This is a genomic window from Fibrobacter sp. (assembly GCF_045131395.1).
Taxonomy (GTDB): Bacteria; Fibrobacterota; Fibrobacteria; order Fibrobacterales; family Fibrobacteraceae; genus Fibrobacter.
The window spans coordinates 67687-89851 of the sequence record NZ_JBGUQY010000005.1 but is presented as its reverse complement, the minus strand read 5'-3'; the positions used below and the strand labels follow the sequence as shown (position 1 = coordinate 89851).

The following is a 22165-nucleotide window of genomic DNA, read 5'->3' as shown; positions in this document are numbered from 1 at the left end:
CCTTAGAATCCCTGACCAATCACAAAGTTGAACTGCATATCGCCCACTTCGGTGCGCTGGGTACCACTATAGGTTTCGCCCACATCAAGCGGCCAGGCAAAGTCGAATCCGATAATACCGAGCATCGGCACAATCACGCGGAAACCGAAACCGATATCCTTCTTGAGGCTGGTGGGATCCCATTCGCTAAGCGGATTGCGGCTCGGCTTGGGAACCTTGGTACGCGGGTTGTAGCGTTCACCGAACACGTTACCGGCATCAAAGAAGAAGGGCAACAAGTAGAAGGTCTGGGGCACAAGGCCAAGCTGGAGTTCAGCACCGGTGTACTGGTAGCTGCGGCCCAAACGACGGTAGCCGATAGAGCCCGAGCTGTAACCACGCATCATGCCTTCGTAACCCATGACACCGCCCATGGTGTAAAGGGTACGGTACTGCAACTGGTCACCCACAATCACACCGTACTGGTTGGTAAGGGCGATTGCCAAACGGTCGCGGAACAGCGGGAACCACCACTTGATGGTAAGTTCCGTCTTCACGAAGTTAAAGTCGCTGAACAAGGCATCGTCAGCCCACTGGATATCCAGCACATAGCGGGAACCTTCGGTGGGGAACTGCGGCAGGTTCTTGTCGTCGCGCAACAGGCGGAAGTTCAAGGCGGATTCCACACCGGTATAGACAACGTAGCTGTCGTCAATGTTCGGGCCCTGCTTGTTCATGAGCCAGCTGTAACCGATCTGGCCATAGAAGTAGTCATCAGGCCACTTAAGGCGCTTACCCAGGTACACAGAACCACCGTAACGGGTAATGTCGGGGTCGTCGTACTTGGACATGTTCCACCAAGAATAGCTGAGGCTTGTACCCAAGGTAATGGGCTTGTCGAGGAACCAGGGTTCCTGGAAGCTAATAGCAGCGCTCTTCTTGTCGGCACCGTATTCCACGCTGAAGGAGGCTGCCTGGCCATCACCCATACAGCAGTTCGGAATCGATACGCTTGCCGTACCCACGACACCATCGCTTTCGCTATAAGAAACGCCCAAGCTGAACTGGCCGGTACCGGCTTCCTTTTCTTGCACGGTAAAGTCGAGATCCACTTCCTGTTCGCCCACCACCTTGATGTCGGGCACGACCATGTCGAAGTAGTTCAACTGCATGATTTCACGGAAGCTACGTTCCAGGGCAGACTGACGGTAGGTGTCACCCGGATACAGGCGCACTTCGCGGCGGATCACCTTTTCGTTAGTCTTGGTGTTACCGTGGATATGGACCTTGTGAATCTGGGCCGGCAGGCCTTCAGTCATCTTGTAAGACAGGTTCACGATAGAATCGTTTTCGAACGTACGGGTTTCTTCGTACTGGGCAAACAGGTAACCGTCTTCGCGGTAAGAATCCAGAAGGGCCTTGCGAGAGGCATCGTACTTGTACTGGTCGAAGACTTCACCGCTATCGAGGCGGAAGGCGTACTTGAGCATCTTGTCGTTCAGCACCTCGTTACCCGAGAAGTGCAGCGAGCCCATGTAGTACCGGCGGCCTTCGTTCATGTGGATATGAACCAGAATGGCGCTGGAAGTCTTGATATTGTCGTACTTGTTGAGGGCCGGGAACATGTCTTCGATCATGTAACGGACCATAAGCTTTTCTTCGTAAGTAGAACGCTTCTTGATCTTGCGAAGTTCGTTAATCTTCGGATTGTTCCACTTGCGACCGTCCACGATTTCCAGAAGTTCCTTGCGGGCGCTTTCGTAACGGATAATGTCGTTCAGCATCTTCCAGGCGTCTTCTTCGGTCTTGACCATGACCTTAGGTCTAGTCACCCAGGGCATCGCACCCACTTCGCGGTGCTGTCTAAAGACGTGAGTCACCTGCATGGTCGGTTTGCCGGCCATCTTGTAAAGCGGCGTGGCAGAATCACCCAAGGCCAGGTTCAACTGCTTGTAAAGAACTTCCAGGTTTTCGCCCAGCGGCACCATGCGGCCCATGTAGAACAGGCAGGAGGAGTCCGGCAGGTATTCGGCGCTATATTCGGTAAGTTCTGCATCCAGGTAACCGAAATGGCGAATGGCATTCAACACCGTGTCGCGGTCCGCTTCAAAGATGTTTTCCTTGAATTCGCCGCCGCCCCACCACTGGTCCAGCTTGGTCACCATGTGTTCCATGATATCTTCGGCAGGCACATGGTCGTTACCCTGAATATCGAACTGACGGACCTTCACCTTTTCGCCTTCGCGGACAATGAAGGTCACCATATTCTTGTTTTCGTCTACCGGAGTTTCGCGGTAACCCACTTCGGCAAGTAAGTAGCCTTCGGCGCGGTAGTATTCCAAAATAGCCTGGCGGTCACGTTCCAACTGGCTCTTGCTGTAAACCTGGCCAGGAATCAGGCGGACTTTCAGCTTCAAATCTTCTTCAGAAACTTCATCAGGACCTTCGAACACCGTAGTATCCAGCGCCGGGAGTTCCTTAATCTTAAAAATGAGGTCTACATCGGTGCCATCGCCCACGTAGTCAATCCAAGCCGTCACGTCGTCAAAGAGGCCGGACTTATAAAGGGAGGTCACCGAGGACTGCACCTTTTCGGTCAAAGCCGTCGGAGAATAGCTTTGACCATCGCGAATACCGATACGGCTAAGGACAGCGCGATCGTCCATGTGGACGGTTCCTTCGACCTTGACCTTATGGATCTTATTTTCGACCATATAGCTCTCGGACATTTCGGACATGTCCAAAAGCTGGGCCTGAGCAAGCCCTACAAAAACAGCAAGAAAAAACAGCCAGCGGAAGCGCAGAATAAACCTACCTATAAACAAAATTCGGGACAAAAATACAAAAGTTACAAGCGGGAGACCCGCGCAAAACTTGCCAAAAAGTAAAAAAACGGCATTTTTAGTGTTCTCGCCCTAAAGTTTTTATATACATTCAGTGTATGACACCGCAAGCACTGAGATTATCTGAGATCACTATTTCGAATCTGCGTTCCATTCAGAGGCAGACGTTTCCGCTCAGTAGCTTTACCGCGCTCATTGGCTACAACAATGCCGGCAAAACCAACATTTTGATGGGCATTCGCTGGCTTTTGTCCAAATTTTCACTGGATATTTCGTACTTTGACGACCCCAACCGCCCCGTAGAAGTCATTGGGGTCTTTGACGGTATTACAGAGCAAGTTCTCAACCGTTTGGGCGAAGAATACGCCGCCGAAGTGCGCCCGTTCTTGCAGAATACCCCCCAAGGCCCTGGCCGCCTGCGGGTAAAAAAGGTGCAACGCATTCCCAACGAAAATCCAGAGAGCCTAGAACTTTTTGTATTCGTACCGAGCAATCACCGCCGTGGCGACAAACGCGAATGGATTAGACCCAATGAAGCTTTCAAGTTCGCCTATCACCGCATGTTCCCTGAATCCATCGCCATTTGGGATTTCGAAGGGAATCAGGCGTTCACCAAGCTCCTGCACGAAATTTTCAAGCCCCTGGAACGTCGTTTCGGCAACGAGATCAATACGCTTTTGAACAAATTCAGCGACCTGCTTTCGCCCGAAAGCGAAAACCGCGCCGCAGAAATCAAGATTTTTGACCGGGAAGTCAACGAAAAGCTTTCGCCGCTGTTCCCCAGCGTCAAAGTGGAATTCGACATTCCCATGCCCACACTCGAGACGTTCCTCAAGAGCGCAAGCCTCAAAGTCATCGATGAAGACGACGGCTTTGAACGCGACATCAGCCGCATGGGCGAAGGCAGCAAGCGCGCCATCCAAATGGCTTTAGTGCGTTACCTGGCTGATGTCAAGAAGCATCATCACAATCATTACCTAAGCCGCACCCTGTTGCTCATCGATTCGCCAGAACTCTACTTGCACCCGCAAGCTGTTGAACTTGTGCGTGTGGCGCTCAAGAATCTTTCGAATGAAGGCTACCAGGTGGTATTCGCCACCCACAGCGCCCAAATGGTTACCAGCGAAGACGTCAGCACTTCCCTGCTGATTCGCAAGAACAAGGAACGCGGCACCTACATGCGCAAGCGAATGGAAGACGCCGTGCACCAGGTGGTGCAAGATGCACCCAGCCAGTTGCAGATGCTGTTCAGCCTCAGCAACAGCAACGAGCTCCTGTTCGCCGACTATGTACTTTTGACCGAAGGCAAGACGGAATGGCGCGTGCTCCCGGCCCTTTTCGAGCGCATTACCGGACAGTCCTTCGCCCTCATTAAATGCGCGCTGGTCCGCCAGGGCGGCGTAAGCAACACCCGCAAGAGCATGCAAGTGCTCGACGCCATGGACATGCCCGTGCGCGCCATCGTGGACTTGGATTACGCCTTCACCACTGCCACCCGCGACGGATTCCTGGAGCCCAACGATCCCGACATCAAGTACTGTCGCGACCTGTTCCGCGAACTGGCCTTCCATAATCACTTGCGCTTGGTGAACGGACTCCCCGTCAACAAGCACAGCAACATCAGCGCTTCCACCGCCTACGCCATGATGGCCGATATGGAAGAAGCGCAGCAACCCATCCGCAGCATTCACGCCAAGCTCCGCAACCAGGGAATTTGGGTGTGGACCCGCGGTGCCATCGAAGAGCATTTAGGTCTCGAAGCCAAGAACGAACAGACCTGGAGCAAGTTCATCGAGCGCAGCAAATCGCCGAACTTTATAAAAACACTCCCCGATTACGATAGTATCGAGGAGTTGTGTCGTTGGATTATTGAAGGTAGCCGCGGGAATTAATCCCGTGAGAGCTCTTAGTACGTTCCGAGCAAGCTTCTAACTTTTTCCATCATCGCCTTAGACTTCACGCGAGCTTTTTCCTTACCGTAGGCAAGAATCTTGTCGATTTCTTCGGTATGGCTGAGCAGGTAGAAGTACTTTTCGCGAGCTTCACCCAGGTGTTCTTCGAGAACGTTCTGGAGTTCCTGCTTGGCGTGGCCCCAGCCCATGCCGCCAGCGCGGTAGCGGGCTGCCAAAGCTTCGGTCTGTTCCGGAGTAGCAAAGAGCTTGTACAGTTTGAACACGTTGCAAGTGTCCGGATCCTTGGGTTCTTCGATACCCTGGGAGTTCGTCACGATCTTGCCAATCTTCTTCTTCAAAGCCTTGCTTTCCAGGAAGATATCAATCACGTTGTCGTAGGACTTGCTCATCTTGCGGCCATCGAGACCCGGGATAATACCCGTGGTTTCCTGGAACACCGGTTCCGGAATGGTGAACACGTCTTCGCCAAAATGCTTGTTGAACTTGATGGCGATATCGCGGGCAAATTCCACGTGCTGCTTCTGGTCCTTGCCGACCGGCACGATGTCCGCACCGAACATGAGAATATCGGCATCCATCAAGCAGGGGTAGCAATAGAGACCCATGTTCACGTTTGCATCCGGATCTTCACCGGCGGCTTCGTTCTTGGCCACCTTGTCCTTGTAGGCGTGGGCACGGTTCATGAAACCCTTGGGCGTAAAGCAGCTCAAAGCCCAGCTCAGTTCAAAAATTTCGGGAATGTCGCTCTGCTTGTAGAACAGACCTTCTTCGGGGTTCAAGCCGAGGGCAAGCCAGGTAGCCGCAATCTTGTAGATGTTGGCACGCATTTCGGCGCCGTTCTGCACTGTCGTAAGAGCATGATAGTCGGCAATGAAGTAAACCGTATCGTAGGTCTTCGAAAGTTCGAGAGCCGGGCGGATTGCGCCCAGGTAGTTACCCAAGTGAGGAGTGCCGGTGGGCTTGATGCCCGTAAGGGAAATTTTTTTCATGGAACGATTCTAGGGTTTATTGTTTGGATTCTTTTAAAAGTTTGTCGAAATACACAATCGTCTTTTCGAGGCCCTGGCGCAGCGGAATCGTCGGTTCCCAGCCGAGGGCAGACTTTGCAAGTTCAATGTTGGGGCGGCGCATCTTTGGGTCATCACCCGGCAGCGGCTTGTACACGATCTTGCTCTTGGAGCCCGTAAGGTTGAGCACTTCCTTCGCAAGCTCCAGCATGGTGAATTCACCGGGGTTACCGATATTCACCGGGCCAATAATCTTGTCCTGGTTCATCATGCGGACAAAGCCTTCAATCAAGTCGTCCACATAGCAGAAGCTACGGGTCTGGCTGCCATCACCGTAAATGGTAATGTCGTCGCCCTTGAGAGCCTGTACAATAAAGTTGCTGACCACGCGGCCGTCGTTCATGAGCATACGGGGGCCGTAAGTATTAAAGATACGCACAATACGGATATCCACGTTATTCTGGCGGTGGTAATCCATAAAGAGGGTTTCGGCCACACGCTTGCCTTCGTCGTAGCAGCTGCGGATACCGATGGGGTTCACGTTTCCCCAATAATCTTCGGTCTGCGGGTGAATTGCGGGATCACCATAGACTTCGCTTGTAGAAGCCTGCAGAATACGGGCCTTCACGCGCTTCGCCATGCCGAGCATGTTAATAGCGCCCATGACGCTCGTCTTGATGGTCTTTACCGGATTAAACTGGTAATGAATAGGGCTTGCAGGGCACGCCAGATTAAAAATGCGGTCTACTTCCAAAAGAATCGGTTCAGTCACATCGTGGCGGATTAACTCGAAGCGATGGTTGTCGCGCAAATGGTCAACATTCATCAGGCGACCAGTAAAGTAGTTGTCAAGGCAAATCACCTCGTGCCCGTCATTCAAAAGACGTTCGCACAAGTGACTTCCCAGAAATCCTGCACCACCAGTAACTAAACAGCGCATATTAAGCTCCAATTATACGGGCATAATATAGCTATTTAACAATCTGGTTCTTACCGTGCTTCTTGCCCCAATACAGTTTTTCGTCTGCTTGACGGATATATTCTTGGTAGTCTGCGATACTTTCGCCAGTACAAAGGCCAATAGTCACCGTAATGGTCACCCGAGTTCCCCTGTAATAAACAGCCTGTTCCGAAAGTTTTGCTCGGAAATTGTTCAAGATATCTAGAGCCTGGGCTTCATCTACCTGAGGCAAGTACAGCACAAATTCTTCACCACCCCAACGGACCGCCACGGCATCCTGGGGCAGGCTAGCTTCAACACACTTACTTACCGCAGCCAGAACCCTATCACCGGTTTCATGGCCGTAGGTGTCGTTAATCTTCTTGAAGTCATCCACATCCAGCATGGCGACAGAAAAAGACGTTTCCTTTTCTTCTTTGCTGCGTTTCATGATGCCTTCAAAGAATCGACGATTATAAAGGCCCGTCAGCATATCATGATTGCTGTTGTAGTCCAGCTTTTCACGAGTGGTTCTTAGTTCCACCAAATAAAGGTTGGACAAGTAGAACAGAGAAAACAACGTAATCACCAAGTTCATGCTTTTCACAAAAGCTTTGTGTTGCAGAGCCGTACCAACCAATTCCGGATAAAGGGAATAGCCATAAACAGAAATCAGACTTATGGCAACGGCAGACACAGCACCAATTAATTGGTACACATGCTTTTTCCTGTTGGAATAAGGCAGCATAAAGAAAATCACAGCCATCATGCCAATGACGAAATTCAAAGTACCAAAATGGCCGCCAGAAATCAATTCTGTTGCGGCGGAGAAAAGAATAATTTCGAAGTAGGCGAATGAAATTCTGAGGTTCTCGTTCTTAAAAAGTGTCAAGAATATCACATACACCACAGAGCTAAGGGCATTCAGAATTACCAATGGATACAGTCCAAATTCCCAAAAGAGGAACACGTTAAAAACGTGAACGCACAGACACATAATTAAGAAAATTAAGGTCTTATGCTCCGAGAGCATATTTAGAAGATTTTTTTCCATTTATTTTTCCCCTTCTTAATTGAGAAAATTTATTCTTCTTCTGAATCTCTCGATTCCTCGCCGTAGGCTGTAGTTGCGGTTCCGTTCACAGCCACAAGCCGAATCCCTCGCAGGGTCAAGAATGGGTCATACTTGTCTATCAAGGATGTTCTGCGAGCGATGGTTCTTCCCCAACCACCAGTCGCATAAACAGGCATGTCTTTACGGCCCATTTCCTTTTTAATCTTTCCAATCAAGAAATCCAGCTGAGCCAAGAAACCATACAACAGACCCGCACGAATAGCATCGTCGGTATTATTGGCAATCACATGGTCAGGCCATTCAATGCTCACCGGCAAAAGACGCGCGGCCTTTTCGGTCAACACGTCCAAACTGGCACTAATGCCCGGGATAATGACACCGCCTGCAAAACCGCCGTCTTTCATGACATCGAACGTGGTCGCCGTCCCCATATCCACGACAATGGCATCTTTGTAGCCAAGGTCGCGCATGGCGATCACGTTGCACAAACGGTCGGCACCCAGCGTCGCTGGGTTCGGGTAGGCAATCGGGCAATCCAGGCAGTTCTTGGAGCTCACCACCTGCACCGGGCGCTTCAAAAGGGTCTGCAAAGCCTTGATCCACGGACGTTCCAGAACGGGTACCACCGTAGAAAGACCCACATGGGTAATATCCGAAGGCTTGATATCGGAAAAACGGACGAGACCGCCGATGCGGTTCATCACTTCGTCACTGGTGGTTTCTTTGCGGGTCGTGAGCCTCCAGTGGTCTACCACCTTGTCGCCCTTAAAAATGCCCAAAACCGTGTGGGTATTGCCCACATCTACCACAAACGAGAACGTATCCGACTTTTTCAAATTCTTTTTCACGTAAAAAAAGATAGAAAAAGTTTTCTATATATCGTCCTATGGCTAGTCTCGGTTACAGTCTTTTACTCGTTTTCACCGCATTCATCTGGGGTTCAGGTTTTGTTGCGCAAATCGAAGGCAACGCTTTCGGTCCATTCGCATTTTCGACCATTCGCTGTTTTATAGCAGCCGGATTTCTTGCCCTAATTTTCAAGCTGCTTGATTTTTTCGGAAAAAGCCCACGCAGGCCACATACCCCCGCCGAAACAAGACTCCTTTGGAAAGCCGGATTCTTTTGCGGGCTCGCCTTGTTTATCGCCATGAACTTGCAGCAAGTCGGAATGTATCTCGGCACCTCTGCCGGGAAATCGGGTTTCTTGACAGCATGCTATATCGTGCTTGTTCCCGTCGTAAGATTGATACTTGGCCACCGCATTTCGGCAAAGACCTGGATTTGCGTATTCATCACTACCATCGGCCTTTACCTGCTCTGCATCAAGGACGGATTTTCGCTTGAACTTTCGGACGGCGTTTCACTCCTTTGCGCACTCGCCTTTTCGATCCACATCCTGGTCATTGATAAATTCGTGAACTATGTGGACCCCATTCGAGTTTCAAGCATCCAGTTTTTGACCATCGGCGTACTGACAGCACCCCTGATGATTATTTTCGACCTTAAATTTCCGGCAATGGATTTCAGCACCATCGCAGCCGCTTTTACAAACCCGCGGGCAATTGCAGGACTCTGCTTTGCCGCATTCTGCTCCAGCGGAATAGCCTACACATTGCAAATTGTCGCCCAAGACAAAGTAAGGCCCACCATAGCGTCGCTAACGATGAGCCTTGAATCAGTTTTCGCCGTATTTGCCGGGTGGGCCGTTTTAGGAGAACAGCTTTCCACCCGCGAATTGCTTGGCTGTGCTATTATGATGACGGCGATTATCGCCGCGCAAATCAAGCCTAACTAATTTTCACTTTTCTACGCTTTCTCATAAATGGTTTCCGTTTCTTGATAAACAGAAGACCACCCACAACTAGAATGATTCCAACAAAAAGCGAAAGCAGCGCACTGCGCGTTGTGCCCGCAATAATGTAGCTCACAAAACTGATGGATGCCACATACAAGGCATACGGCAGCTGAGTATTCACATGGTTCACGTGGTTACACTCGGCACCGGCACTTGCCATAACCGTCGTATCCGAAATCGGCGAAATGTGGTCGCCACAAACAGCTCCCGCCATGCAAGCCGAAATCGAAATAATCATCAAGTTCGGATCGATACTCGAGAACGCAGCCACCACAATCGGAATCAGAATGCCAAAGGTTCCCCAAGAGGTTCCCGTCGCAAAAGCAAGACCAACTCCAACCAAGAAAATAAGTGCCGGCATAAAATTCATCAAGCTCGTAGCGCTTCCAGAAACAAGGCCCGCCACAAAATCCTTCGCGCCAAGGGTATCGGTAACTCCCTTCAGGCTCCAGGCAAGCACCAGAATAATAATTGCAGGGACCATCGCTTTAAAGCCCTCGGGCAAGCATTCTAGACACTTGCGCAGTTTCAGGACTCGACGGCCCAAATACCAAATTACAGTCGCAATAAAGGCGGCAAAGCTACCGAGAACAAGGCCGACAGAAGCGTCACTTCCACCAAAGGCATCCACAAAACCCTTATGCGCCTCTCCGCTCGCAAAGAAGCCACCTGTATAAACCAAGCTCAACACGCAAAAGAAAATCAGCGCCACAATGGGGAATACCAAATCCAGCACCGTTCCACGATCATTTTCCACATTCACTTTCTGCGTCTTTGCACTAATCATGTCCGCAACAGATTCGTACTTTTTCATCGGCCCAAAATCCACCTTCAAAAGCACCAACGCAAAAAGGGCAACAATCGTCAACAATGCATAAAAATTAAAGGGGATTGCCTTCATGAAAAGCCCCAAGCCATCTTCGCCTTCGACAAAGCCCGTCACAGCAGCCGCCCATGAACTGACCGGAGCAATAATGCAAATAGGGGCCGCAGTCGCATCAATCAAATAAGCGAGCTTTTCATGGCTGATTTTAAACTTGTCTGTAACAGGGCGCATCACGCTACCCACCGTAAGGCAGTTAAAGTAGTCATCCACAAAAATCAAAATGCCAAGCACAATAGTCACCAGCTGTGCCCCAACCTTAGACTTGATGTGCTTTTTCGCCCAGTTACCAAAGGCCGCTGCGCCACCCGATTTATTCATCAGGGCAACCATCGTCCCAAGCATTACCAAGAAAAACAATATGCCCACATTCCATGGATCGGACACCTGCTTGACCATGCCGTTTTTAAAAACCGCATCCAAGAATCCAGAAAAATTCCCCTGGCTTATAAAGAGCCCGCCAATCAAGACACCCACAAACAGAGACGAATAAGCCTCCTTGGTGATAAGAGCAAGGACAATAGCCACTAGTGAAGGAACCAACGCCCAAAAAGTTCCATGAAAGTAGGACGCCGCTTCTACAGCTTGCTGTTCCATATAAAATCTCCTTTCCGAATAGCAAAATAATAGTAAATACGAAAAAGCCCTTGGCTTTAAACCAAGGGCTTTCGTGGAGCCTCCGGGACTTGAACCCGGAACCCGCGGGTTATGAGTCCGCTGCTCTAACCAATTGAGCTAAAGCTCCGTGCAAGCCAAATATAATAAAAAAAATTCCGTTTAAATGCAATTTAGGGATTTTTTCCAAGTGAATTTTTTTTGTTTCACTCACCTTACGCAAAAGTTCCTAAATTGGCACACCCTTCGGGTGTGCATGTAGTTTGACTCGACTATAAAAATGAGCAAGCTCATTTTTGCAGCACTCGTCTTTTACTACATTTATGGTATCAACATACTCTACCGGGATCGCCATCCCGATGGATTAACTCTCAACAAATGAGGAACAAACAAAAAATGGCAAGAGCATTGATTATCGGTTGTGGCGCCGTTGCCACAGTTGCTATCAAGAAGTGCTGCACCTGCAGCGAAGTTTTTAGCGAAATCTGTATCGCAAGCCGCCATCGCGAAAACTGCGAAAAGCTGGCCCAGGAACTCCGCCCGAACACAAAGACGGTCATTACGACTGCAGCCGTTGACGCCGACAAGGCCGAGAATGTCTCTGCTCTCATCAAGGAATACAAGCCGGACCTCGTGATGAACATCGCACTCCCCTACCAGGACTTGGCCATTATGGATGCCTGTCTGGAATGCGGCGTGAACTACATGGACACGGCAAACTACGAACCCGAAAACATTGACGATCCGCAGTGGCGCAAGGTCTACGACAAGCGCTGCAAGGAACAGGGTTTCAGCGCCTACTTCGACTACAGCTGGCAGTGGGCATACAAAGAAAAGTTTGAAAAGGCCGGTCTCACGGCTCTGCTCGGTTCGGGCTTTGACCCGGGTGTATCTCAGGCATACTGCGCCTATGCTTTGAAGCACCAGTTCGACACCATCGAAGAAATCGACATTCTCGACTGCAACGGTGGCGATCACGGTTACAAGTTCGCAACCAACTTCAACCCCGAAATCAACCTCCGCGAAGTCTCTGCTCCGGGTAGCTACTGGGACACCGACGAAAACGGCAAGGGTCACTGGGTTGAAATTCCGGCTATGAGCATCAAGCGCGTGTACAACTTCGACCAGGTCGGTCAGAAGGACATGTACCTCTTGCACCACGAAGAAATTGAATCCCTCGCCCAGAACATTCCGGGCGTGAAGCGCATCCGCTTCTTCATGACCTTTGGTCAGAGCTACCTCGACCACATGCGCTGCCTCGAAGACGTGGGCATGCTCAGCACCCAGCCCATCAAGTTCCAGGGTCAGGACATCGTTCCTATCCAGTTCCTCAAGGCTCTCCTTCCGGACCCGGCAAGCCTCGGTCCCCGCACCGTTGGCAAGACCAACATCGGTTGCATTTTCAAGGGCAAGAAGGACGGCAAGGACAAGACCTACTATCTGTACAACGTTTGCGACCACCAGGAATGCTACAAGGAACTCGGCAGCCAGGCTATCGCCTACACCACCGGCGTGCCCGCTATGTGCGGCGCCATGATGGTGCTTACTGGCAAGTGGAACAAGCCGGGCGTGCATACCGTCGAAGAATTCGACCCGGATCCGTTCATGGAAGCCCTCACCAAGTACGGCCTCCCCTGGCAGGAAAACTTCAATCCCGTCCTCGTTGACTAGAGAGACCTGAAATGAAAAAATGGCGCATTGACGACTCCCGTGACTTGTACAACGTCAAGGGTTGGGGCGTAAACTACTTTGACATCAACGAAAAGGGTCATGCCACCGTACATCCGCTCAAGGATGGCGGTCCGGACATCGACCTTTACGAACTGGTGCAGGAACTTTCGCTCCGCGATGTTTCGACTCCTATGCTGCTGCGTTTCCCGGACATCCTGGACAGCCGCATCGAAAAGATCAACGAATGCTTCAACAAGTCCCGCAAGGAATATGGTTTCAACGGAAGCTATTACAGCATCTTCCCCATCAAGGTGAACCAGCAGCGCGCGGTCTTGGAAGAAATCGTCAGCCACGGTAAAAAGTACAACATCGGTCTCGAAGCCGGTTCCAAGCCGGAACTCCATGCCGTACTTGCGAACATGGACAATCCGGATTCGCTGATTATCTGCAACGGCTACAAGGACGAAGACTTTATCGAACTGGCTCTCCTTGCACAGAAGATGGGCAAGAAGATTTTCATCGTCGTCGAAAAGATGAACGAACTCCACCTGGTGGTGGAACTTTCCCGTCGCATCGGCGTGCGCCCGAACATTGGCATCCGCATCAAGCTGGCCAGCTCCGGTAGCGGCAAGTGGGAAGAATCCGGCGGATACCACAGCAAGTTCGGTCTGAACAGTTCCGAATTGTTGGAAGCCCTGGACTACATCAAGGAAGAGAAAATGGAAGACTGCATGAAGCTCATCCATTTCCACCTGGGTAGCCAGATTACCAACATTCGCCACATCAAGAGCGGCCTTCGCGAAGTTTCGCAGTTCTACGTGCAAATTAAGAAGATGGGCATGGCCCTGGAATTCGTAGACGTGGGCGGCGGTCTCGGCGTCGATTACGACGGCACCCGCAGCTCTAACGCCAGCTCGGTGAACTACTCCATTCAGGAATACGCCAACGACGTGGTTTACGCCATGTTCGAAGCTTGCGAAAACGGCGGAGTCGAACACCCGAATATCATCGCGGAATCTGGCCGTGCGCTCGCAGCACACCATTCCATCCTGGTGTTCAACGTTCTTGAAACTGCCGGCCAGGCTTTCTTCGACGAAAACATTCACGAAATCGACGACGACGCTCCTGATGCACTGAAGGACCTTTACGGCATCTACAAGGGACTCACTCCCAAGAACCTGCTGGAAAGCTGGCACGATGCCATTCAGCTGAACGACGACGTGCTCAACGGTTTCAAGGTGGGCGATTACGACTTGCCCACTCGCGCCATGTGCGAACGCTTGTTCTGGAGCATCGTGCGCAAGGTTGACTTGCTCGCCAAGGACCTTCGCCATCCGCCTTATGAACTGAGCGAACTTCCGCGCCTTTTGGCCCAGAAGTATTTCTGCAACTTCAGTTTGTTCCAGAGTCTGCCGGACAGCTGGGGCGTAGACCAAGTCTTCCCCCTCATGCCGATTCAGCGTCTGAACGAAGAGCCGACTGTCGAAACCACACTGCAGGATGTCACTTGCGACTCCGACGGTAAAATCGACATGTTCGTTCGCGGTGGCGATGTAAGCCGCACGCTCCCGTTGCATGAACTCAAGAACGGAGAACCGTATTACATTGCAGTCTACCTCGTGGGTGCCTACCAGGAAATCCTCGGCGACTTGCACAACCTCTTTGGCGATACCAATGCAGTCCATATCGTTTGCAACGACAAGGGCGGCTACGAAATCGACAAGGTGATTGATGGTGAATCCGTGGAAGACGTGCTCGACTACGTGAACTTCAGCGACAAGGCTCTTGTGCGCACCATGGAAAACTGGGTTTCCCGCTCCGTGAAGGAAGGCAAGATTACCCTGCAAGAAGGCAAAGAATTCTTGAACATCTATCGCGGCGGCCTGTACGGGTATACTTACCTAGAGTAACGTAAACGTCATTGCGAACCCCGAAAGGGGTGAAGCAATCCAGTCCTATGATTCACGAGATTCTGCCTCATAAGTTAAACAACGAATTCAAGGTTTGCGACCCGAAGCCAACAGACTTTTTAATCTGTTACGACGGTTCCAAGACACTCCTCAAAAAGAGTGGCGACGGCTACGCGATTCCTCGCGTAGGCGAACTGCTTGAACTCCAAGGGAAGTCTCTCGATGACTTTGAAGGCCATTACCTTTTCTGCATCGACGATACCGCATTTTTCTTGGACAATCGCACCGTAGAAGCTCCCGAAGGCTACGAATTCATGGGCAGTCGCACCTTCCGCGGCATGAATCCCGTAGAACGTATGGGTGGCGCTACGGCAGTCCACATTGCCCACTGGGAATCCTTGAACAAGTTCTGTGGCCGCTGTGGGAACGTCACCATTCGCAGCGATCACGAACGTTCCATCATTTGCCCCAAGTGCGGCAACGTGGTATATCCGAGAATTTCGCCCGTAGTCATTGTGGCCGTGCATAACGGCGACAAGCTCTTGATGGCCCACAACATTGACAATCCGAACCCGAGACTCTTCTTGATTTCCGGATTTGTCGAAGTCGGTGAAAGCCTGGAGCAAGCCGTGCACCGCGAAGTCATGGAAGAAGCCGGCCTGCGCGTGAAAAACATCCGCTATTTCGGTTCGCAACCGTGGCCCTTCAGCGATTCACTCATCGCAGGCTTTACCGCAGAACTCGACGGCGACGACACCATCCGCATGCAGCAAGAAGAACTTTCCGAAGCCATGTGGGTCAAGCGCGAAGACATTCCCGAATACGAAACCGATGTCAGCATCAGCTGTTGCCTCATCGAGAATTTCCGCCGGGGCTTTACAATCAACAATTAACGGGAACTACAATTCCTGTGCTACAGGCGCGTCGGCAATCAATGTCCGGGGCGTTACTTTGCAGTCATAAACAAACACCTTGACACCGGCATCTCGTGCCTTGCGCAAGGCTTCGCCAAATTCCGGCTGAGCCGCATCGTAAGGAGAAAACGAGTGGCATTCCTTCATCTGGATCAAGAACAGAATGCCGCATTCATAGGGAGTCCCGTCATCGGCACAACGTTTTTCCCGCAGAATTTCCGTCAGTTCCGTCAGGTGTTTCACCCCACGTTCCGTAGGAGCATCCGGAAAATAGGCATGGCCATCGAATTCCAAGGTACACCCCTTCACTTCGATGAACATCTTGTGTTTTCCGAACTCGATATAAAAGTCGAAACGGGAATTTCCGAAGGTGTATTCCGGCTTTACAACAGACAGCTTCGGGAACAATTCCTCGTGTGCTCGAATCCACTCCCCCGCCACCTTGTTGGGAGCTTGGCTGTCCATATTGACCAGCATCGACTTGATGCGGCCATTGCGTTTAATCTTCTTTTCTACCGTTATTAAATCGTAAGGGGTCTTGCGGGCCGGATTCGTCGATTTTTCCAAATACACCGTACACCCAGGCACCAACAGTTCCTTGCATCGGCCCGTGTTCTTGACATGGACAACCGTATCGACGCCATCGATTTCTACATGTGCAATAAAACGGTTTGGCCGAGAAATAAACCGTCCCTTAACGATATTGGCGTAACGCATGATTACTTCTTTTCTGGGGCGGCGCTAGAATCCGCTTTCGGAGCAGATTCCGGCTTCGGCGCAAGCATCACATACAGCGTGTCATGCACCACCACTGTGTCGCGGACATAAACCGTATCCGGCTTGCAGCCATCAACAGCGATTATCTCAGACGCCGAGCTTGCAACACTTGAAGAAGACTGAGCCGCAGAAGAAGCAGCCTGGGAAGACGAACTTGCGACCTTCACAGAAGAACTGGACTTTGCTACAGCCGAGGATTTACCCTTGTTCTTTTCTTCCGCCTCAATCTTTTTCATCAAGGCTTCGCGTTCTTCGCGCAACTGAATAAGCTCTTTCTTGTAGCGGTCCTTAGTCATCGGACGACGTTCACGGGCATACTTGCCTTCTACGCGATTGATCTTGCGGTCCAGTTCACGAACCTGATCGTACAGCGGCCCCTCGCCCTCCACAGACGACGAAGGACTGAAGAATTCTACAAACTTTTGCCATGTAGATTTTTCTTCGGCATATCCTGCAGAAACAAGCACAGTCACCGCGCACGCAATCATCAATTTAAACTTAAGCATGCCACAATGATAGAAAAATCAGGCAAAAGAACACACACAAAGCCCCCTGCCCCTTTACAAACACCGCATTTTTTCTAAATTACAACCCATCGCGGGAGTAGCTCAGTTGGTAGAGCGCGACCTTCCCAAGGTCGATGTCGAGGGTTCGAAACCCTTTTCCCGCTCTAAAACAAAAGGACCAGACTAACAGTCTGGTCTTTTTGTTTTACAAGAGAAGGAGATGGGTTTCTAGAACCCTCGAAGAGGGTTCGACATAATTTGCCCCATGCGCAAAGCGCGAAGGGACAAATTATGAGCTTGACACGAGCGCAGCGAGTGCAAGCCCGGAGGGTTTAATCGCAACCTTGCGCAAGCAAGGAATATTGCGATTAAACAAACCCTTTTCTCGTTCACACAAACCCTATTCTTTAAATCCCTATAAATACCAATCCGGCCTAATTCCCAAAGCCTTCTCGTCCGCCTCGAGTTCATCCGCCGGCACATTCCTACCCACCACAAGGGCTGAATCAAACCCGGCCACACGGGCTCCCAGCACATCCGTGCCCAAGGTATCGCCCACCATCAGCACGCGGGCATCCGGCGCAAGCGTCGACTTCACCTTATCCCAAATCGCGGGGAAAGGCTTGCCCAAATAAAAAGTCTCGCAGCCCGCCATTCCGTTCGCCTCGCAAACAGAATCGCGCCGCAAGCGCTCGCTCAAAGCACCCGATACCGGCTCGCGAACCGTCACGCCATCGTCACCCGGAATCTTGGGTGCCCACGCATCGGAATTCAGCACCAGAAGAATCGCTCCCGGGCGCTTCAGAATCTTAACCGCCTGCTCATAAGTTTCAGGCGTATCCTTCGCCGACGAAATCGCCACAATCGGCTCCACAGGTTCTGCCGCCGGAGCCACAGCCTTAATGCCGCAACTTTCAAGCACATGCTTACCCGTTTCGCGACCGATGTAATAGACTTCTCGCAAATCCCGATGCGTGCCAAGACCAGCCCCAATCTTGCGGCTGCGCAATTCAACGCACAAATCCTTCAGCAAGCTTCCCGAAGAAATCGTCTCGGCCTCGCTAAACGCGAAGCCTCGCTTCGCCGCATCAGCCGCCAGCACCGAATCCACATCAGACGCGGCATTCGTAATCAGGCGCATCTGCTTGCCCGCGGCGCGCAGCATTGTATACCAATCCTGCGCCCCGTCGTAAACAAAGCTCCCGCGGTTATAAAGCGTGCCGTATCCGTCAAAGCAAAACGCATCGTAACGGTCCAGCAAATCTTCCATGTGCGTGTAACGCGGCGCAGGCGACTCGCCCCCCTCGCGGACATCACAAGAAGAGGGTTGCGGAACGCTCGCCCCCTGCTCCTTCAGCACCTGCTTATATCGCAGATAGATTTCAGTCTCTAAAGCTTCCATTAGGGCTAGCAGCGGCTATTCAAAATACCGTAGTCGCGGCCTTCCACCGGAATCACCAACTGCAACTTCGAAAGAACATCGATATGCTTGTCGAATTCGGCCTTAAAGTCTTCGCCCAATTCTTCTTCGTCATCGTGATTCAAGTTGTAGGCAATGTAGCTGCCGTCCGGGAAAATCGAAATGCAGCAATCCCATGTAATGTCGCCTTCCTGTTCCTCTTCGTCGTCTTCGCGGTCCTTGCTTTCAAGCATCAGCATCGGGCGCGGAGCCGGAATCGGTTCAGCGTGGCCATTTTCAAAAATAAAGTAGTTGCGGCTCACCAGCTCGTGTTCAAGCGCCATCGTCGAAGGCGTACGCTCGAATTCGTTGCGGAGTCTGCGGATATTGCCCAAGTCGTCTTCATATGGATCCTGGAAATCCTGAGGCAGCACCACCTGGTAATAGTCGAATTCCTTACCGCTCTTGGCGTAAGTATCCTGCCATTCCTGCGGCGGTTCCGGACGGAGCGTCAAAAAGTCCTCGAACGCATCCAGAATATCCGAAAGTCTGGAATCCCAAGGTTCGTTCTTCTGGTTCTGCACCAGTTCCATGAAATTCTTCAGGCGTTCTTCGCCCGAGATTTCCTTCAATTCTTCATTTTCGTCTGCCATACTTACCACTCCTCCACTGTTTTCTTGGTGAGGCTCATCGCGATATCCTTTTCGTAGTACGCAGGCTCGCTAATGAAAATCGGATACACCGGAGATTCGCCATGGTACAAAATGTCTTCGCCATCGAACGTGCGGAACAACTTGTCGCCATCCTTGAGCTCGCGATAGTCGCGACCCATCAAATCCGGATGAATCATCGCCTGAATCGGGCCACCGCCCTGCGGCTTGGGGTAACCCAAATCCTTGAACTGCGTGTATACTTCCACCTTGATCAGCGGGCGTTTCTGCAATTCGCCACGGTTCCATTCCTCGGCCAATTCCAAATAACGCTTCACCAGGCGTTCCGATTCTTCGAAAATCGCAGCATCAATTGTCCCGTGCTGTTGCGGGCCAATCTCGATGCAAACATCCGCCTTCGCCACCGTTCCAAAATAAGGCGACGCCGAACGTTCTTCGGGTTGGTAGTAAATCCAGGCGTTCTTGAATTCTTGAGTCAACACCGCCGAGGCGCGCATCGTAAACGGGTCACGCGTCGACAGAATCAGGCAATAGCCCATATTCGAACCCGTATTGTGCACATCCAGAATCAAATCCGTCTTGGTGTTCGCACCCTTCGGGCCATACAAAGCATTCAGTTCCTTCGCGCGGCGGAATTCGTACAAGCGCGAATCAACAGTCACATCCAAACAAGTCTGCGAAAAAGCGCGATTCAGGTCATGATCGCGATAGCGGCGATTCAGGCGCACCGCTTCGGGGTTTGCAAGCACCAAATCCACCTTGGCGCTACAGAGCGAATTATAACACTCTGGGTGTTCCATCCATTTCTGGACAAGGCGAACGCCAGTCCGCTCGTTACCGTGGGTACCACCTGCAACGACTATGGTATTAATCAAACTCATGCCCATAATATAGAAATTTTGCAAAAGCATTTTTTATAGCCTAATTTTTGACCACCACTATTTTAATTCGGGCCATTTTTGGCGAAAAGACTTCTTTTTTCTTTCAAAAGAGGATATATTTGTAACGAAATTTGTTTGAGGTTCATAATGATTTTGGCGAAATATATTGTAGCTTTGGGTTGTGCCGCACTTTTAGGAGCCTGTTCCAGTACAGTTTCCTCAGACGATGACGAAATCATCTCTGAAAAAAACATTTCCAACAAAAAAATCAGTTCCAGCAGCACTTCCAAAAAAGGAAAATCCAGTAGTTCTGTTAATGAATCCGAAGAAGAATGCTCTGGAGAAAGCGGCAATCCTTGGGATGGTACAACCGCAAAATCATTTGCTTGCGGAAGCGGAACCAAACTAAGCCCCTATATGATTTTAACAGCCGAGCAACTCGCATACCTTTCTTTTATTGTGGGATCAAACGACAAGGACTACAAAGGCAAATACTTTAAATTAGGCGCCGACATCCTTCTCAACAAAGGTAAAATCATTGATGACAAAGGCGGCTTTGTAGCAGACTCTGCCAAGCTTCACAAGTGGACTCCTATAGGAAATTCAAGTGTCGCCTTTGACGGTACATTTGACGGCGACAACCACTCCATCAGTGGAATGTTCATCAATACAACAAGCAGCAACAACGGTCTGTTTGGAAATAGTCGTGGAATAATTCAAAATTTGACTCTAAGTAACGCTTGGGTTTATGGCGGAAAATATACTGGGGGAATCATCGGCTACAACGTCGGCACGGTAGAAAATCTAACCAACCTCGCTAGTGTATCAGGAAAAGAAGATTGTATTGGCGGTGTGATGGGAAGTTCCAACCAAAAGGATTACAAAAGTAATTCTGTCGTAAAAAAAGCTGTAAACGAAGGAATCATTATCGGCAACAAGAATGTCGGTGGTGTCGCCGGTTGTGCAACCTATGTAACCGTAGACGGCGCAGAAAATTCAGCTTCTATTGAGGGTAACGACCATGTCGGCGGAATATTTGGAGGCATCGGTTCAACTTCAAAAAATGATGTTAAAAACTTAAGAAACACTGGAAACATCAATGGTACGCATTTTGTAGGCGGAATATCAGGACATTGCGGAGGAAACGCTTTACTTTATAGTAATGGAAGCAGTTCCTATTCATGTTCAAAAAATTCTTTTAACTGTGGATCCTTTACAAATTCTCATAATCAAGGAAGAGTTACAGGTAAAGATTATGTAGGAGGAATTTCTGGGATGGCATGTTCAGGAACAATTTCCTCTCTAAGCAACATTGCAGACATAGAAGGAGTATATGGAACAGCAGGCATCATCGGTTCAGTCGCGTATATCACCTCAGCCAATATTTATAACACCGGCAATATTTATGGGGGAAATTATGTCGGCGGAATATTCAGCTACAATAAAGAAGGTGTCACCAGCGCAGCCTATAGCACCGGCAAAGTTGACGGAGATTCTTTAGTTGGCTTGATGATTGGTTACAACTACAATACCACCATGGCCGATTACTACTACCTTGAACAAGGCGAACAAGAACCATTCGGTCTGAACAACGGCGGCGGAGTTGCCACACCCAAATCATCCAAAGAAATGAAATCCGAAAAGTTCACAGAACTCCTGGGCGATGAATTCATATACGACGCCGATGTAAACGATGGTTATCCCATACTCAAATCGGAGACAGAAGGAGACTAGTAATGAAGTATTGTATAAGATGTGCTAAAGAAATTGGAGAAGGGCATGATTATTGTCCATATTGCGGAACGCCACAAAACAAATCGCAAAAACAAGAATATACACCTTCTCCAAATAGCAACTCATCAAAAACTGTGTTTGTCACTGGAGCTTTGGTTCTTGTTGTACTAGCTGTAGTAATCACTGCTCTACTTGAAAAACCATCAAATAGCCATCAATTAGGCAACAACAGAGATTTTAACTATTCCAACAAAGAACCACAAAAGGCTTCTATACAAGTAGCAGCATCTCAAATTTTAAGCGAATTCAAGAACAACGAAATTCGTGCAGGAGAAAAATATAACGGCAAGCGAATTACAATCCTCGGTTGTGCAGCAGACATAGACAACTCTTTTGGAGTTTTGACCGTATCCATAAATTCTTGCGGAGGTTTACTAGATCTTGATTATGTTATAGCAGAATTTCCCGGACATCAGAAGAACAAATTGGCTGCATTAAATAAAGGGCAACGCCTCGCTGTTGACTGCACAATTGTTGATGGCGGCAACATAATCGGTGTTCATGGATCAAATTGTACAATCCATTAAAAGTA

At 50.2% G+C, this 22165-nt stretch carries 19 protein-coding genes and 2 tRNA genes; 9 read left to right on the top strand and 12 right to left on the bottom strand.

The window, feature by feature from the left end:
* Positions 1–2: 2 nt before the first annotated feature.
* Positions 3–2693: an outer membrane protein assembly factor gene (locus ACJMNB_RS04065; protein ID WP_405339251.1), complete on the bottom strand. Its 2691-nt coding sequence runs from the start codon at positions 2691–2693 to the stop codon at positions 3–5.
* Here ACJMNB_RS04065 and ACJMNB_RS04060 point away from each other — a divergent pair.
* Both ACJMNB_RS04060 and ACJMNB_RS04055 read left to right on the top strand, forming a co-directional pair.
* Positions 2673–2867, top strand: coding sequence for a hypothetical protein (locus ACJMNB_RS04060; RefSeq protein ID WP_405339249.1), 195 nt, complete (start codon positions 2673–2675; stop codon positions 2865–2867). The two genes, ACJMNB_RS04065 and ACJMNB_RS04060, sit on opposite strands and share 21 nt — an antisense overlap.
* Positions 2868–2920: 53 nt before the next feature.
* Complete coding sequence (locus tag ACJMNB_RS04055) at positions 2921–4714, top strand: ATP-dependent nuclease (RefSeq protein ID WP_405339247.1); 1794 nt, start codon at positions 2921–2923, stop codon at positions 4712–4714.
* Between the two features lie 14 nt (positions 4715–4728).
* On the opposite strand, the gene trpS is transcribed toward ACJMNB_RS04055, so the two are convergent.
* The 4 genes from trpS to ACJMNB_RS04035 form a co-directional block, all read right to left on the bottom strand.
* Positions 4729–5724: a tryptophan--tRNA ligase gene (gene trpS, locus ACJMNB_RS04050; RefSeq protein ID WP_405339245.1), complete on the bottom strand. Its 996-nt coding sequence runs from the start codon at positions 5722–5724 to the stop codon at positions 4729–4731.
* 16 nt (positions 5725–5740) lie between these two features.
* Positions 5741–6682: a UDP-glucuronic acid decarboxylase family protein gene (locus tag ACJMNB_RS04045; protein ID WP_405339243.1), complete on the bottom strand. Its 942-nt coding sequence runs from the start codon at positions 6680–6682 to the stop codon at positions 5741–5743.
* Positions 6683–6713: 31 nt separating this feature from the next.
* Positions 6714–7679, bottom strand: a complete 966-nt coding sequence (locus tag ACJMNB_RS04040; RefSeq protein ID WP_405339241.1) for a GGDEF domain-containing protein — start codon at positions 7677–7679, stop codon at positions 6714–6716.
* 86 nt (positions 7680–7765) lie between these two features.
* A complete protein-coding gene (locus ACJMNB_RS04035) occupies positions 7766–8605 on the bottom strand; it encodes a type III pantothenate kinase (RefSeq protein ID WP_405339239.1) in 840 nt (279 codons plus the stop codon).
* A gap of 38 nt (positions 8606–8643) precedes the next feature.
* On the opposite strand from ACJMNB_RS04035, the gene ACJMNB_RS04030 reads away from it, so the two are divergent.
* On the top strand, positions 8644–9552 hold the full coding sequence (locus tag ACJMNB_RS04030) for a DMT family transporter (RefSeq protein ID WP_405339237.1): 909 nt from the start codon (positions 8644–8646) through the stop codon (positions 9550–9552).
* Here ACJMNB_RS04030 and ACJMNB_RS04025 read toward each other — a convergent pair.
* Positions 9545–11092 carry a Na+/H+ antiporter NhaC family protein gene (locus ACJMNB_RS04025; RefSeq protein WP_405339235.1) on the bottom strand — a complete coding sequence of 516 codons (1548 nt, stop codon included), beginning with the start codon at positions 11090–11092 and terminating at the stop codon, positions 9545–9547. The two genes, ACJMNB_RS04030 and ACJMNB_RS04025, sit on opposite strands and share 8 nt — an antisense overlap.
* Positions 11093–11166: 74 nt before the next feature.
* A tRNA-Ile gene (locus ACJMNB_RS04020) sits at positions 11167–11240 on the bottom strand.
* A gap of 266 nt (positions 11241–11506) precedes the next feature.
* On the opposite strand from ACJMNB_RS04020, the gene ACJMNB_RS04015 reads away from it, so the two are divergent.
* Genes ACJMNB_RS04015 through nudC form a run of 3 tightly spaced genes read left to right on the top strand, consistent with a single transcriptional unit; the run spans position 11507 to position 15584 of the window.
* Entirely contained in the window at positions 11507–12781 is a 1275-nt protein-coding gene (locus tag ACJMNB_RS04015; protein WP_405339233.1) for a saccharopine dehydrogenase family protein, read from the top strand.
* A gap of 11 nt (positions 12782–12792) precedes the next feature.
* Entirely contained in the window at positions 12793–14691 is a 1899-nt protein-coding gene (gene speA, locus ACJMNB_RS04010) for a biosynthetic arginine decarboxylase (RefSeq protein ID WP_405339231.1), read from the top strand.
* A 47-nt stretch (positions 14692–14738) separates the two neighbouring features.
* Positions 14739–15584 carry an NAD(+) diphosphatase gene (gene nudC, locus ACJMNB_RS04005; protein ID WP_405339229.1) on the top strand — a complete coding sequence of 282 codons (846 nt, stop codon included), beginning with the start codon at positions 14739–14741 and terminating at the stop codon, positions 15582–15584.
* 6 nt (positions 15585–15590) lie between these two features.
* On the opposite strand, the gene sfsA is transcribed toward nudC, so the two are convergent.
* Together sfsA and ACJMNB_RS03995 are read right to left on the bottom strand one after the other, a co-directional pair.
* Positions 15591–16322, bottom strand: a complete 732-nt coding sequence (sfsA, locus tag ACJMNB_RS04000; RefSeq protein WP_405339227.1) for a DNA/RNA nuclease SfsA — start codon at positions 16320–16322, stop codon at positions 15591–15593.
* 2 nt (positions 16323–16324) lie between these two features.
* Positions 16325–16888 (bottom strand): hypothetical protein, encoded by a 564-nt coding sequence (locus ACJMNB_RS03995; RefSeq protein WP_405339225.1) that lies wholly within the window; start codon positions 16886–16888, stop codon positions 16325–16327.
* 91 nt (positions 16889–16979) lie between these two features.
* Between ACJMNB_RS03995 and ACJMNB_RS03990 the strand changes: the two genes are divergently transcribed.
* Positions 16980–17052, top strand: a tRNA-Gly gene (locus ACJMNB_RS03990).
* Positions 17053–17303: 251 nt separating this feature from the next.
* Here the strand turns inward: ACJMNB_RS03990 and ACJMNB_RS03985 are convergent.
* Genes ACJMNB_RS03985 through ACJMNB_RS03975 form a run of 3 tightly spaced genes read right to left on the bottom strand, consistent with a single transcriptional unit; the run spans position 17304 to position 19839 of the window.
* Positions 17304–18290: an HAD-IIA family hydrolase gene (locus ACJMNB_RS03985; RefSeq protein ID WP_405339223.1), complete on the bottom strand. Its 987-nt coding sequence runs from the start codon at positions 18288–18290 to the stop codon at positions 17304–17306.
* A 5-nt stretch (positions 18291–18295) separates the two neighbouring features.
* The gene (locus tag ACJMNB_RS03980; protein ID WP_405339221.1) at positions 18296–18940 is read right to left on the bottom strand and encodes a hypothetical protein; all 645 of its coding nucleotides are present in this window, start codon (positions 18938–18940) and stop codon (positions 18296–18298) included.
* A gap of 2 nt (positions 18941–18942) precedes the next feature.
* Positions 18943–19839, bottom strand: coding sequence for an aspartoacylase (locus tag ACJMNB_RS03975; protein WP_405339219.1), 897 nt, complete (start codon positions 19837–19839; stop codon positions 18943–18945).
* 147 nt (positions 19840–19986) lie between these two features.
* Here ACJMNB_RS03975 and ACJMNB_RS03970 point away from each other — a divergent pair, with 147 nt between their 5' ends.
* Both ACJMNB_RS03970 and ACJMNB_RS03965 read left to right on the top strand, forming a co-directional pair.
* Positions 19987–21573, top strand: a complete 1587-nt coding sequence (locus ACJMNB_RS03970) for a hypothetical protein (protein ID WP_405339217.1) — start codon at positions 19987–19989, stop codon at positions 21571–21573.
* A gap of 2 nt (positions 21574–21575) precedes the next feature.
* Entirely contained in the window at positions 21576–22160 is a 585-nt protein-coding gene (locus ACJMNB_RS03965; protein ID WP_405339215.1) for an OB-fold protein, read from the top strand.
* Positions 22161–22165: the final 5 nt, after the last annotated feature.